The sequence below is a fragment of the Acidovorax sp. FW305-C-20-28 genome, assembly GCF_058783375.1.
Map to the genome: position 1 here is coordinate 96,563 of NZ_JBYSYM010000019.1, position 12,755 is coordinate 109,317.

Consider the following 12,755-nt stretch of genomic DNA (forward strand, 5'->3'; position numbering starts at 1 on the left):
GGGAGCAGGAGGGGCTCAGAAGCGGGTGCGCAGCGTGACCTGCAGCGCGCGGGGCGAGCCGGGCAGGATCAGGTTGTCGTTGCTGCCATGGGACGACACGTAGAACTTGCGGTTGGTGAGGTTCTTGACGTTCACGTCCAGCCCCCAGGTGCCCAGCGTGTACTGCAGGGCCGCGTCCACCGTGGTGTAGGCGGGCAGGGTGACCAGGTTGGTGAGCGAGGTGTAGCGCTCGCCCACATGGCTCACGCCGCCGCCCAGGCGCAGGCCGTGGCCCATGTCCTTCATGGCCCAGAGGAAGGCCGAGTTGCGCGGCGTGAGCGCCGCCACCTTGCCCTGCGAGGGCACGTTCACCGTGGGCAACTGGCTGCTCGCGGCGGTGGCCAGGGACTTGGTCATGCGGCCGTCGAGGTAGGCATAGCCGGCGCTCACATCCCAGCCGCCGGACAGGCGGCCGCTGCCGGTGATCTCCAGCCCGTTGGTGCGCTGCGTGCCCACATTGATCTGGCGCGCTGGGTTGGCGGGGTCGGTGTTCTTGATGTTGCTGCGCGTGAGATTGAACAGCGCACCGGTGAGGTTGAGGCGGCCGTCCAGCAGATCGAGCTTGGCGCCGATTTCCTTGTTCTGTGTGATCTCGGGTTCGTTGGCGGTGTTGTTGGCGGCCAGCGCAAAGGTCTCTCCCGAGGGCTGGAAGGACTTGCTGTACGACAGGTAGTACGACACCTGCTCGCTGGGTTGCCAGACGATGCCGGCGCGCGGGCTGAACTTCTTGTCGGTGCGGGCCAGGCTGGCCAGGGTGCGGTCGAAGTTCGTCTCCTGCTTGAACACGTCGTAGCGCGCGCCCACCAGGGCCTTCCATTGCGGCGCCAGGGTGATCTGGTCCTGCACGTAGAGCGCGGCGGTGCTCTGCTCGGTGTGGCTGGGGATGGCGCTGGTGGCCGTGTAGGCGCTGGCGGGGATGGCCGGTGCAGGCACATTGCCCGGGTTCAGGATGTTCACGCGGTCGACCACGCCGGCCGAGATGGATTCGGCGCGCTTTTTCTGGCGGCCCAGTTCCATGCCCATCAGCCATTCCTGGCGCAGGCCTGCGAGGGTGTTGCGCCAGGTCAGGTCGGTCTGGTTGAACACGCCGCTCTCGTCGCGGAACACCAGGCTGCGCGTGCGGCCCACGGTCATGGCCACAGGGTCGGTGGTGCCGCCGGGCAGGGTGTTGTAGCGGTCCAGCGTGTAGTCGTACAGGCGCGTGACATTGCGCACCGACCAGTCGTCGCTGAAGCGGTGGTTGAGCGTGGCGGTGAACGACTGCACATGGCTGGTGCTGGTGTCGTCCTTCTCGGCCGTGCCCGAGCCGTAGTAGGTGCCAGCCGGCACGTTGACCGGGCGGCCGTTGAGCGCGGGGATGCCGAAGTCCGTGAGGCGCTGGTCGCGCGCATCGGTGTACTGCAGCAGCAGCTGGGTTTGGGGTGCGAGCTTGAGCGCCAGCGAGGGTGCGAAGTTGTGGCGCTTGACGAATTGCTGGTCGCGGTAGCTGCCCGAGTCCTCCCCCGCCACGTTGAGGCGGAAGGCGGCGGCATCGCTGATGCCCACGTTCACGTCGGCCGTGGCGCGGCGGTAATCGTGGCTGCCCAGGCCCAGCGTGGCCTCGCCGTTGGTCGTGCCGAACACCGGTTTCTTGGTCACGCGGTTGATCAGGCCGCCGGACGAGCCGCGGCCGTAGAGCACGGCGGCCGGGCCCTTGAGCACCTCGATGCGCTCGATGTCGGCCAGGTCGCGGAAGTACAGCGCATCGTCGCGCACGCCGTCGACGAACTGGTCGGCAATGGCCGTGAAGCCGCGGATCACCACCTGGTCGCGCTGGCCATCGCCATGGCTCATGGCCACGCCGGGCACGTTGCGCAGCGCGTCTTCCATGGAGCGCGCGCCCTGGTCGCGCAGCAACTGGCCCGGCACCACGTTGACGGCCTGGGGCACATCGCGCAGCGGCGCACTGCCCTTGGTGGCGGTGCTGCTGGCGGCCGGCGAGTAGGCGTCGTCCGCGGCGCCCGACTGGATGGTGACTTCGCCCAGGGTCTGGGGAGCGCGCGGCGTGGACTGGGCCAGTGCGGGGGCGCTGAAGGCGGCGATCAGGGCCGCCGCCACGGGCGTGCGTGCTGCGAGCAACAGGGAATGCTGGGACATGGGGTACCTTGAAGAGGAAGCGGTGATGAAGGGAAAAGACGAAATCGATGAGGGCTGTGCGAGGGGCGGTTGTTCACCACCCGGCGGCCCAGGCCGCGAGGCCGGCGGCCAGTGCGGCGCCGGCCAGCCAAGGCGCGCGCCGGGGCTGCCAGGTCACCACGGCGGTGACGGCCACGGCGGCCACCGAGAGCGCAACCGTCCAGGCCGTCACACCCAGCGATGCGGGTGTGCCCGCAGACGGGTGGGCGGCCAGCCACAGCGACAGTGCCAGCAGCAGCCAGCCCGCGCGGCGCAGCTGCGCCAGGCGCGGTGCGGCCGCCTCCCGGCCCATCGCGTCTTCGTGGTGGCGCTCCATGCCCAGGGCGATCGCAGACCAGGCGGCAAAGCAGAAGAAAAAGGCAGACATGGCGGATGGCTCCCTCAGGCCTGGGTCGCAGGCTGGGCATCGGGCGCAGCCATGGCTGCGGGCTTGCGCGGGACCTTGCTCGGCAAGGGCCGGCCGGGGCGCAGGCGCCAGGCCAGCCAGCCCAGCAATGCGCCGGTGGCCAGGAACGTGAGGTCCAGGCCCGCCCAGAGCCAGTCGCCCGCGGGCAGGCTCACCCCCAGGTGCGTGGACGTCGTCAGGGCGTTGAGCACGGGCAGCGCGGCCCAGGTGGCCCCTGCGAGCGCCAGCACCAGCGACCAGCCCCGGCGGTTGGGGAACAGCACGCCCCAGAGCAGGGCCACGCCCCAGGCGCCGAAGAAGTACGACAGCTCGGCGTCGGGCCGCTCGGGCGCATCGAGCGGGATGAGCCGGTTGGATGCCATGTACACCGCGCAGGCCAGCGGCAGGCCGGCCAGCGAGGCGATGTTGAGGCTGGCCACCAGGCGCTGGCCAAAGGGCAGGCGCGCCTTTTCATCGGCCGTCGCGCCCTTGCGCTGGCCCTGCGCGGCGCGCTTGACGGACCACAGCACCATGCCGGTGGCGATCATCAGGCTGCCCAGGAGGCCAAAGCCCACCAGCACCCAGCGCATGCCCGGGCCGGCAAAGCGCCCCAGGTGCAGGCCGTAGAGCACGCCGTAGGTCACGGCGGCGGGCGTGGTGGCATCGGTCTGCTCCAGCAATTTGCCCGTGGTGCCGTCGAACAGCATGCGCTCGGGCCGGTACTGCAGGCGGTCGCCCTCGTGGCGCGTGACTTCCACCACGGGCGTGCCCTGGGCATCGCGCCGCGCCTGGATGCCGCCGATGCGCCCGCCCTCCCAGCGCGTGCGCGCCTGCTCCAGGATGGGGCCGAGCGCCAGCGCGGGCAGGGGTTCGACCTTGTCGCCGGGGTTGCGGCGCACGCGGCGCTCGGGCTTCTCGCCCTGCAGGTCGGCAAAATAGGTCTGCGAGTCCACGCCCTTGGGGCCCTGGTAGGCGACCGCGATGCCCGAGGGCATGTACAGGGTGTGGAAGATCATCAGCCCGCTGAAGGTGATCATCAGGTAGAAGGGCAGCACCAGCACGCCGGTGACGTTGTGCGCATCGAGCCAGGCGCGCTGCCCGCCCTTGGCCGGGCGGAAGGTGAAGAAGTCCTTGAAGATGCGCCGGTGCGTGACCACGCCCGTGAGCAGGGCGATGAACATCAGCATGGTGGCCACGCCCACCACCCAGCGGCCTTCGATGGTCCAGCGGCCCTTCTGCGCGGTGCGCAGCTCGAAGTGGAAGCGGTAGAAGAACTCGCCGCCCATGGTCTTGCGCGCATCCACGCTCTCGCCGGTCTGCGGGTTCATGAGCAGGGTCTCGAAGCGGCCGTTGCCCGTGTCGCGCCACAGCAGCGTGATGGCGTTCTGCCGCTCGTCGGGCATGCGCATGATCCACTGCGTGACGTCGGGCTGCTTCTGGTTCATCGCCGCGATGGCGCGCTCGGCCACGTCGCGCGTGGGCGGCGGCATGCCATGCAGCTCGGGCCGCATCCACAGGTTGATCTCGGTCTTGAAGAACGACAGCGTGCCCGTGAGGAAGATCGCGAACAGCAGCCAGCCCAGGACGAGGCCGGCCCAGGTGTGCAGCCAGGACATGGCCTGGCGAAAGCCCTCGCGCGCCTGTTCGCGCGCTGCGCGTGGGGCTGGGGTGGAGGCGGTGGTATCGGTCATGGCAGTTGCTCCAGCCAGCGCGGCGCCATGGCGCCGGCGCCCAGCAGCAGCGCGGGCAGCAGGGTGCCGCCCCAGGCGCCCCAGGCCGTGCGCGCATAGAAGGCCCAGCCCGCGGCGCCCGCGTAGACCAGCCAGGCCAGCATGGTCGCGGTGAGCACCGCTTCGACGCGTGGCATGGCCAGTGCCAGGGCGAGAGACAGCGCGGCCGTGAAGGCGGCGGCCAGCGCATATCCGCCGGCGGTGGCGGCCAGGGCGCGCGAGGTGATGGCCAGGCGGTAGCGCCAGGCAGGGTGGGTCGCTTTCATGGGCGATCGGTCGTCCAAATGGGGGAAGACGCGTCGTTGCGACGCGGGCGGCAGCCTGGCCCTGGTGTCGTGAGCGCAGGGCTGGTCACCACGGGATGCTGGCTGCAGGGCGCGGGGCCCCGTTTGGCTGGCGGGTGGTTTCGGGGCCTGTGGCCTGCACTGCGGCGCCCGGAGCGCCCGCACAGGTCAAAAGGCCTTCGGGCCGAAAGTGTAATTTATGAGAAGCATTCGCATTTGCAAATGTGAATGCTTGATGTGCAAATGCAACGGTTTGTGCCCCGCGGGCATAAAAAAACGGGCCCGAGGCCCGTTTGGAGAATGCGTGAGGTGCTTGTGTTTCTCAGTATTGCCGCCGTCGTCGATGGTCCGGTCTTCTTCTTGTCGAGCCTGCTCTTCTTGTCTTCGTGGGGCGACTCGTTGATGGGGGCGGTGGCTCAGTGTTCTTCGCTCATTTGCGACTGCAGGTAGTTCTGCAGGCCGATCTTGGCGATCAGCTCGATCTGGGTTTCCAGGAAGTCGATGTGCTCTTCGGTGTCGTCGAGGATTTTTTGCAGGATGTCGCGCGAGACGTAGTCGCGCACGGTCTCGCAGTGGGCAATGCCTTCCTTGATGGTGGCCTGGGCGCCCTTTTCGGAGCTCAGGTCGCAACTCAGGATCTCGGGCACGTCCTCGCCGACCTGCAGCTTGGCCAGGTCCTGCAGATTGGGCAGGCCGTCGAGCATGAAGATGCGGTCCATGAGCACGTCGGCGTGCTTCATCTCGCCGATGGACTCCTCGTACTCCTTCTTGGCCAGCTTGTCGAAGCCCCAGTGCTTGAGCATGCGGTAGTGCAGGAAGTACTGGTTGATGGCTGTGAGCTCGTTCTTGAGCTGGGCCTGCAGATGGGCTATGACCTGTGCGTCGCCTTGCATGGGAGACTCCTTCTTATTGATGTGTTTCGCCGCTGATTGTCGTGACCCGGCAGGGCCCGTGCAAGGCAAGACCCCTCTGTGGCGCATTGGCTGCGTGTGATGCTGAGTTGTGTTCGCGTTTGGTGCCGCAATGCAGCACGGGCCGCTGCGCGGTTGCGCAGCGGCCCGTGGGGCACAAGGGGCGGGGCAGGCTGGCTTACTGTGTTTGCACGCCCGGTGCGGAGGGCGTGTTGCCGGCCTGCCGGCGGTCGCGCCAGTGGGCCGCGGCCAGCCATACGGTGGGCACCAGCACCAGGGCCAGCGAGATCATCTGGGCGATCGAGCCTTCGGCCAGGTCTTCGGTGTTGGCATGCCACCAGGCGTTGTCGATGCCGGGGATGAGGTTGCCTTCGGTGAACTCGTGCAGCGCATAGACCACGAGCTGCACGGCGAACACGGCCATGAACCAGGAGGTGACGCGAAAGAAGCGGCCCAGGTTCACTGCGCGGCCATAGCGTGTCCAGGCCCAGGCGATGGCGGCGGCCAGCGCCAGGCCGCCGAGGCCGCCCCAGACCATGTAGCCGAGTTCGGCACTGCTGGCCAGCGATGCCAGCATGGTGGCGGTTTCCACCCCTTCACGGCCCACCATGAACAGGGCGAACAGGAACACGGCCAGCCAGGCCTGCGGGCCTTCGAGCACACTGGCGCGGTCGATGCGGGCTGCGATCTCCTGCCCCATGCCCTTGCCGGCACTGCGCATGTGCACCACGCACCAGGCCACGGCGGCGGCGGCCACCAGGGCCATCACGCCTTCGGCCACGGGCGAGAGGGCACCCACGCGCGACAGCACCCAGCCCAGGCCCAGCGAGAGCAGCAGGGCGACCACCACGCCGGCGCGCAGCGGCGTCAGGAGGTGCAGGCGCCCGGTCTTGCGCAGGTACAGGGTGGCGATGGCCACGACCAGAAGGGCTTCGAGCCCTTCGCGGAAACAGATGAGCAGGGTCTGGAACATGGATTCAGGTCTTTGCTATGGATGGTGAGCCGATCCGCCCGAGGGCGAAACCTGGCTCTTATGACCGGTTCGGAGGGAATTGGCAGCGGTGGCCAAGGCGGTGCCGCAGGGCACTGGCTGCTCCCGCGGCCCGCGGATCATGCGCTTAACGAGAATCAATCTTATTTGGAGTATTTGACATGGCACAAGGGCCGTGTCGGTGGCCGCCGCGCGGCCAAGCTCGGGCAGGGCATTGTCTTGATATAGTCACAACCAATTGATTCAATCAAATCAATTAATTGGATTGATGGCCTTCCAGGGCCTAAACTTCATTCCGTAGTCAGTTCACAATCCACCTTTTATTTAAGGAAACAGCAATGTCCCTGATCAACACGCAAGTTCAACCCTTCAAGACCACCGCCTTCGTCAACCGCAATGGCAAGGGCGAGTTCATCGACCTGACCGAAGCCGACCTGAAGGGCAAGTGGTCCGTGCTGATCTTCATGCCTGCCGCCTTCACCTTCAACTGCCCCACCGAAATCGAAGACGCGGCCGACAACTACCCCGAGTTCCAGAAGGCCGGCACCGAGGTCTACATCGTCACGACCGACACGCACTTCTCGCACAAGGTGTGGCACGAGACCTCGCCTGCCGTGGGCAAGGCCAAGTTCCCCCTGGTCGGCGACCCAACGCACCAGCTGACCAACGCCTTCGGCGTGCACATCCCTGAAGAAGGCCTGGCACTGCGCGGCACCTTCGTGATCAACCCCGACGGCATCATCAAGACCGCCGAAATCCACTCCAACGAAATCGCCCGCGACGTCAAGGAAACCGTGCGCAAGCTCAAGGCTGCCCAGTACACCGCCGCCCACCCCGGCGAAGTCTGCCCCGCCAAGTGGAACGACGGCGCCAAGACCCTGGCTCCTTCGCTGGACCTGGTCGGCAAGATCTGATCGGCTGATTGCATCGGCACGGCGGCCTCAAGGCCGCCCCCAGCCGGACAGCGTCGTGGCGCGTGTGCGCCATGCCGTCCGGCTTTTTTTCGCCCATTTTTTCTTACGCACTGTTGCGGTACGGGGCTTGCCACAAGCGCCCCGAGCCCCCAACCTGTACCTATAAATCGAAAGGACACCACCATGCTCGACGACCAACTCAAGACCCAGCTTGCCGCCTACCTGGAGCGCGTGACGCAGCCGTTCGAACTGGTGGCCTCCCTGGACGACAGCGAAACCTCCCGCGACATGCTGGAGCTGCTCCGGACCATACAGTCCCTGCGCGGTGACAAGATCAGCCTGCGCACCGATGGCCAGGACGCCCGTACCCCCTCGTTCAGCCTGCAGCGCGTGGGCAGCACGAATTCGCTGCGCTTTGCCGGCCTGCCCCTGGGCCATGAATTCACCTCGCTGGTGCTGGCCCTGCTGTGGACCGGCGGCCATCCACCCAAGGTCGAACCCGAGGTGATCGAGCAGATCGCCGCGCTCGACGGCGACTTCAGCTTCGACGTCTACATGAGCCTGACCTGCCACAACTGCCCCGACGTGGTGCAGGCGCTGTCGCTCATGTCCATCGTCAACCCCAAGATCAAGACCACCGTGATCGAAGGCGGCGCCTTCCAGAAGGAAGTGGCCGAGCGCGAGATCATGGCCGTGCCCATGGTGTTCATGAATGGCCAGGTGTTCGCCTCGGGCCGCATGTCGGTCGAAGAGATCGTGGCCAAGCTCGACACCGGCGCCGCAGCCCGCGACGCGGCCAAGCTGTCGGCCAAGGCACCCTATGACGTGCTCATCGTCGGCGGTGGCCCTGCTGGTGCCGCAGCGGCTGTGTATGCCGCCCGCAAGGGCATCCGCACCGGTGTGGCGGCCGAGCGCTTCGGCGGCCAGGTCAACGACACGCTGGCCATCGAGAACTACATCTCGGTGCTGGAGACCGACGGCCCCAAGTTCGCCGCGGCGCTCGAAGCCCACACCCGCGCCTACGACGTGGACATCATGAACCTGCAGCGTGCCGACAAGCTGATCCCGGCCAGCGAACCCGGCGGCCTGGTCGGCGTGCAACTGGCCAACGGCGCCACCTTGCAATCGAAGACGGTGATCCTGTCCACCGGCGCGCGCTGGCGCAATGTCAATGTGCCCGGCGAAGCCGAGTACAAGAACAAGGGCGTGGCCTACTGCCCGCACTGCGATGGCCCGCTGTTCAAGGGCAAGCGCGTGTCCGTCATCGGCGGCGGCAACTCGGGTGTCGAGGCCGCCATCGACCTGGCCGGCATCGTGGCGCATGTCACGCTGGTCGAGTTCGCCGACCAGCTCAAGGCCGATGCGGTGCTGGTCAACAAGCTCAAGAGCCTGCCCAACGTGAGCATCCACACCAATGCGCAGACCACCGAGATCACCGGCGCCGACGGCAAGGTCAACGGCCTCAGGTACAAGGACCGGGCGACGGGCGCAGAGCACCTGGTACCGCTCGAAGGCGTGTTCGTGCAGATCGGCCTGGTGCCCAACACCGAATGGCTCAAGGGCACGGTGGAGCTGTCCAAGTTCGGCGAGGTGATCGTCGACTCGCACGGCCGCACCAACCTGCCCGGCGTGTTCGCCGCGGGCGACTGCACGACGGTGCCGTTCAAGCAGATCGTCATTGCCGCGGGCGACGGCTCCAAGGCCGCATTGAGCGCCTTCGACCACCTGATCCGCATGCCGGTGGTGGCCAAGGCCACGGCCGAAGCCGTGCCGGAAGCCGTGGCCGCATGAGCCTGCGCGCGCTGCGATGAATGACAACGGGAGCCCGAGGGCTCCCGTTTTTCATGGTCTGGCCCGGTCGCCCAGCAGGTGCACCAGGCCCTGCGCCAGCTCGCCGCGCCAGGCGTAGTAGTCGTGGCCGCCTGCGAACTCCTGGTAGTGCACCGGGTAGCCCTTGGCCTGCAGCACGGTGCGCAGGTGGCGGCTGGTATCGAGGATGCCGCCGCCATCGCCGGTGAGCGATATCTCCATGAGCCCCGCCGTGATGAAAAAGCGCAGTGGCAGGCGTGCGCTGGCAGCGAACTCGCGCGTGAGCCATTCGCCCTCGCCGAAGCGGTCGAACCCGGGCGTGCGCGGCACATTGCGCGGCCCCCACCAGAACGAACCCGACAGCGCCAGCACATTGCCGAACACCCCCGGGTGGCGGTAGCCCGCAAACGCTGCGGCCAGACCGCCGTAGCTGGAGCCGGCCACGACCACGTCGCGCGCGTCGTGCGAGATGCCGGGCTGGCGCGCGTGCAGCCAGGGCATGAGCTCGTGCGCGAGGAAGTCGGCGAACTCCGGGTTGGCCGGCAGCTCGGTGCCGCGCAGGGCCGGTGCCGGGTGGCCCACGAACACGGCGGCCAGCGGCGGGATGCGGCCCTGGGCGATCAGGGCGTCGAGCAGCGCGGGCACATCGGCGCGGTCCAGGTAGGCATCGCGGTCGAACAGCACCAGCAGCGGCAGCGGCTTGCCGGTGGCGGTGGCGGCCGGCAGGTACAGGCTCACGTCGCGCTCGTTGGCCAGGCGGGTGCTCGCCAGGCGCAGATGCTCCAGTGTGCCGCGCGGGGTGCTGGCGTCGTCGCGCCAGGGCTCTGCCAGGGCACCTGGCAGGCGCAGCACCGAGCGCGGGGCCGTGGGCTCGGCGCTGACGGGCGTGCGGCTGGGCTGCAGAGGCCAGCGCGCCATGTTGAGCGGGTCGGGCTGCGCCACGGCGTCCTCGGCCCGGGCGCGCGCCATGCGGTCCGCGCCGGGCGGCACCTCGGCATCGGGCACCAGCTGGTAGGAGGCGCGCAGGCCCTTGGGCACGGTAAGGCTCAGGTACCACACATCGCTCTGGTCCAGCTGCGCCAGTGCGAAGCCGCTCTCCGAGCGCATGGCCCATGAGACCTTGACCGAGCGCGTGGCCGGCGTTCCGCGCCACAGGAAGGTGAGCAGGGCCTCCTTGTCGTTGGCGCCCGGCTCCACCAGCGGCCCGCCGTGGGTGGCCGTCTCGCGCCAGAACGCCTCGGTGCCTTCGCCTGCGGCCAGGGCCGCGTGCAGGCGCGCGAGGCGCGGGCTTTCGAGGGCTGCCGCCTGGGGCGCGGCGATCGAGGTCGTTGCGGACTGGGCGGGCGACAGCCCGGGCGCGCAGGCCAGCAGCGCTGCCAGCAGCAGGGCGGCAGTGCTGGCGACGGGGCGCCGGTCAGAACTTCGCATGCAGGGCCAGGTAGTAGCGGCGGCCGTCTTCGTTGAAGTCGGCCGAGGTCGTGCGGTCGAAGGTCTTGTGGGTCAGGTTCAGGATGCCGCCGCGCAGCGTGAGTGCATCGGTGAGGCGCCAGCCGGCGGTGAGGTCGGCGATCGCATAGCCGGCCTTCTCCACCTTGTTCTGGCCATTGGATGGCACGCTGATGTACTGGGCGCTGTGGTAGCGCAGGCTGCCGCTCACGGTGAGCTGCGCCGTGGCGCGCCAGTCGGCGCCCAGGTTCACCACATGGCGCGGCCGGTAGGTCAGCGGCAGGGCGATGGCGCCGCTGGTGTTCTTGGCATCGGTGTAGGTGTAGTTGGCGCGCAGGTTCCAGGCGGCCGAGGGGCGGGCCGCCCAGCTGGCTTCCACGCCGCGCGAGAGCACGCTGGCGATGTTCTGGTAGCGGAAGATCGGGCGGCCATCGGGCAGGTAGCCGACGAAGTTGTCGTAGCTCGGTGCCAGCGCGCGGTCGGCTGTGCGGTTGGGGATGTCGATCATGTTCTTCAGGTCGGTGTTGAAGAACGTGAGGCCGCCGCTGTGGATGCCCTGCGCGAACTGCAGGCCCAGCTCCTGGCTGGTGCCGGTCTCGGGTTGTATGGCCTGGCTGCCCACGATGTAGCAGCCCACGGTGGCGCTGCCGCAGGACACCGAACCCCAATTGGGGCTGCCCTGCAGCAGCGTGGGCGCGCGGAAGGCGCGCGACACGCCGCCCTTGACGGTGAGGGCATCGCTCAGGTGGTAGACCGCGTAGGCGCGCGGGCTGTTGTGGCCACCGAAGTTCTCGTGGTGGTCGAAGCGGTTGCCCAGGGTGATGGCCAGCTTGTCGTTGACGCGGATCTCGTCCTCCACGAACAGCGCCCACTGGCCGATGGAGGTCTCGGGGCTGGCGTTGTAGCTCGCCGTGCCCGGCAGGCCGCGCAGGTTGGCCGGGTCGTTGAGCTTTTCGCGGCGCACGTCGAAGCCCGCCGTGACGAACTGGTTGCCCCAGGCCACGGGCAGGTTGAGCTTGCCAGAGAGGTTGCTGGTGCTGGCCTTGTTGGGGTTGACCTGGCCCGTGACCATGCCGGTGAGGTTGCGGATCTCGTCGGCGGCGTAGGTCAGCTCGGTGTTGCCGAAGCCCCATTGGCCCTTGTGGCGCAGCGCCACGGCGTCGCGCTCCATGAGGAAGCCCGCGTGGTCGCGCCGGCTCGTGTCTACATCGGCGGTGATGCTCTGGCGCGCATCGGGCGTGAAGGCCAGTTGCGCGCCGAACAGGCGGTTGCGGATGTGCTGCAGCCCGGTCTGGCGCGTGCCCGAGGCGGGCTGGGAGTTGATGTTGGCGCCGTCGGCATCGCGCTGGTCGTAGGCGCCCGTGAGCTTCAGGCCCAGCAGGTCGGTGGCGATGGGGCCGGCCAGCGAAAAGCCTGCCAGGCGGCTGTCGCCGGCCTGCTTGTCCTGCTGCAGCACGGTCTCCACGCGGGCCGAGCCGCGCCATTGTTTGCCCACCGGGCGCGTGATGATGTTGACCACGCCGCCGATGGCGTCCGATCCATAGAGCGAGGACATGGGACCGCGCACGATCTCGATGCGCTCGATCTCGTCGGTGGCCACCCAGCCCGTGTCGTAGTCGTTGCCGCGGAACATGGCCGAGGTGGCGTTCACGCGCTTGCCGTCGATCAGCATCAGCGTGTAGGCCGAGCCCAGGCCGCGCAGCTGCACGCCGGGCACCAGGTTGCCGCTGCGGCTGAGCGTGACGCCTTCCACGGTGCCCAGCAACTCGGCCAGTTCCTGCACGGGGCGGCGCTCCAGTTCCTCGCGCGTGATCACCGAGACGCTGGCCGGTGCCTCGCGCAGCTCCTGCTCATTGCCCGATGCGGTGACCACGACGGTGGACAGGGCCGGTGCGGCGGGCGCATCGGCGACCGCCTGCGCATGGGCCCCGGCGGCAGCCAGGGCGGCGCACAGCGCGGTCAGCGCCAGGGGAAGGGGGGTGGTACGGAAATGCATGCAGTCCTCGGTGCTGTTGTATTTTCTAAATGAGAATGAAACCCGTTTATCATTTCACGCTTACGCCCCCGTGGG

Annotated in this window: 10 protein-coding genes; 2 read left to right on the forward strand and 8 right to left on the reverse strand. The window is 68.2% G+C overall.

Annotated features, from left to right (window positions below; all coding sequences use genetic code 11):
- Positions 1 to 15 precede the first annotated feature (15 nt).
- From AC3WOH_RS21260 to AC3WOH_RS21285, 6 genes are all read right to left on the reverse strand, one after another.
- A complete protein-coding gene (locus AC3WOH_RS21260; RefSeq protein ID WP_492231313.1) occupies positions 16 to 2,175 on the reverse strand; it encodes a TonB-dependent receptor in 2,160 nt (719 codons plus the stop codon).
- Positions 2,176 to 2,248: 73 nt separating this feature from the next.
- A complete protein-coding gene (locus AC3WOH_RS21265) occupies positions 2,249 to 2,581 on the reverse strand; it encodes a DUF3325 domain-containing protein (protein ID WP_492231314.1) in 333 nt (110 codons plus the stop codon).
- 14 nt (positions 2,582 to 2,595) lie between these two features.
- Positions 2,596 to 4,290 carry a PepSY-associated TM helix domain-containing protein gene (locus AC3WOH_RS21270; protein ID WP_492231315.1) on the reverse strand — a complete coding sequence of 565 codons (1,695 nt, stop codon included), beginning with the start codon at positions 4,288 to 4,290 and terminating at the stop codon, positions 2,596 to 2,598.
- Entirely contained in the window at positions 4,287 to 4,595 is a 309-nt protein-coding gene (locus tag AC3WOH_RS21275; RefSeq protein ID WP_492231316.1) for a DUF3649 domain-containing protein, read from the reverse strand. The genes AC3WOH_RS21270 and AC3WOH_RS21275 overlap by 4 nt, the downstream gene beginning before the upstream one ends.
- A 434-nt stretch (positions 4,596 to 5,029) precedes the next feature.
- Positions 5,030 to 5,506, reverse strand: a complete 477-nt coding sequence (gene bfr, locus AC3WOH_RS21280) for a bacterioferritin (protein ID WP_492231317.1) — start codon at positions 5,504 to 5,506, stop codon at positions 5,030 to 5,032.
- Between the two features lie 196 nt (positions 5,507 to 5,702).
- On the reverse strand, positions 5,703 to 6,497 hold the full coding sequence (locus AC3WOH_RS21285; RefSeq protein ID WP_492231318.1) for an FTR1 family protein: 795 nt from the start codon (positions 6,495 to 6,497) through the stop codon (positions 5,703 to 5,705).
- Between the two features lie 356 nt (positions 6,498 to 6,853).
- Here AC3WOH_RS21285 and ahpC point away from each other — a divergent pair, with 356 nt between their 5' ends.
- Both ahpC and ahpF read left to right on the forward strand, forming a co-directional pair.
- Positions 6,854 to 7,429, forward strand: coding sequence for an alkyl hydroperoxide reductase subunit C (gene ahpC, locus AC3WOH_RS21290; protein WP_184858532.1), 576 nt, complete (start codon positions 6,854 to 6,856; stop codon positions 7,427 to 7,429).
- Between the two features lie 183 nt (positions 7,430 to 7,612).
- Positions 7,613 to 9,220 carry an alkyl hydroperoxide reductase subunit F gene (gene ahpF / locus AC3WOH_RS21295; RefSeq protein ID WP_492231320.1) on the forward strand — a complete coding sequence of 536 codons (1,608 nt, stop codon included), beginning with the start codon at positions 7,613 to 7,615 and terminating at the stop codon, positions 9,218 to 9,220.
- Between the two features lie 51 nt (positions 9,221 to 9,271).
- Here ahpF and AC3WOH_RS21300 read toward each other — a convergent pair whose 3' ends face one another.
- Positions 9,272 to 10,666 carry an alpha/beta hydrolase-fold protein gene (locus AC3WOH_RS21300; protein WP_492231321.1) on the reverse strand — a complete coding sequence of 465 codons (1,395 nt, stop codon included), beginning with the start codon at positions 10,664 to 10,666 and terminating at the stop codon, positions 9,272 to 9,274.
- Entirely contained in the window at positions 10,653 to 12,680 is a 2,028-nt protein-coding gene (locus tag AC3WOH_RS21305; RefSeq protein WP_492231323.1) for a TonB-dependent receptor domain-containing protein, read from the reverse strand. Before AC3WOH_RS21305 ends, AC3WOH_RS21300 begins: the two co-directional genes overlap by 14 nt.
- Positions 12,681 to 12,755 lie beyond the last annotated feature (75 nt).

What these genes read in the sequence shown, in the direction of transcription:
- AC3WOH_RS21260 (WP_492231313.1), bottom strand. Translation starts at nt 2,175, where the DNA reads ATGTCCCAGCATTCCCTGTTGCTCGCAGCACGCACGCCCGTGGCGGCG.
- AC3WOH_RS21265 (WP_492231314.1), bottom strand. Translation starts at nt 2,581, where the DNA reads ATGTCTGCCTTTTTCTTCTGCTTTGCCGCCTGGTCTGCGATCGCCCTG.
- AC3WOH_RS21270 (WP_492231315.1), bottom strand. Translation starts at nt 4,290, where the DNA reads ATGACCGATACCACCGCCTCCACCCCAGCCCCACGCGCAGCGCGCGAA.
- AC3WOH_RS21275 (WP_492231316.1), bottom strand. Translation starts at nt 4,595, where the DNA reads ATGAAAGCGACCCACCCTGCCTGGCGCTACCGCCTGGCCATCACCTCG.
- bfr (WP_492231317.1), bottom strand. Translation starts at nt 5,506, where the DNA reads ATGCAAGGCGACGCACAGGTCATAGCCCATCTGCAGGCCCAGCTCAAG.
- AC3WOH_RS21285 (WP_492231318.1), bottom strand. Translation starts at nt 6,497, where the DNA reads ATGTTCCAGACCCTGCTCATCTGTTTCCGCGAAGGGCTCGAAGCCCTT.
- ahpC (WP_184858532.1), top strand. Translation starts at nt 6,854, where the DNA reads ATGTCCCTGATCAACACGCAAGTTCAACCCTTCAAGACCACCGCCTTC.
- ahpF (WP_492231320.1), top strand. Translation starts at nt 7,613, where the DNA reads ATGCTCGACGACCAACTCAAGACCCAGCTTGCCGCCTACCTGGAGCGC.
- AC3WOH_RS21300 (WP_492231321.1), bottom strand. Translation starts at nt 10,666, where the DNA reads ATGCGAAGTTCTGACCGGCGCCCCGTCGCCAGCACTGCCGCCCTGCTG.
- AC3WOH_RS21305 (WP_492231323.1), bottom strand. Translation starts at nt 12,680, where the DNA reads ATGCATTTCCGTACCACCCCCCTTCCCCTGGCGCTGACCGCGCTGTGC.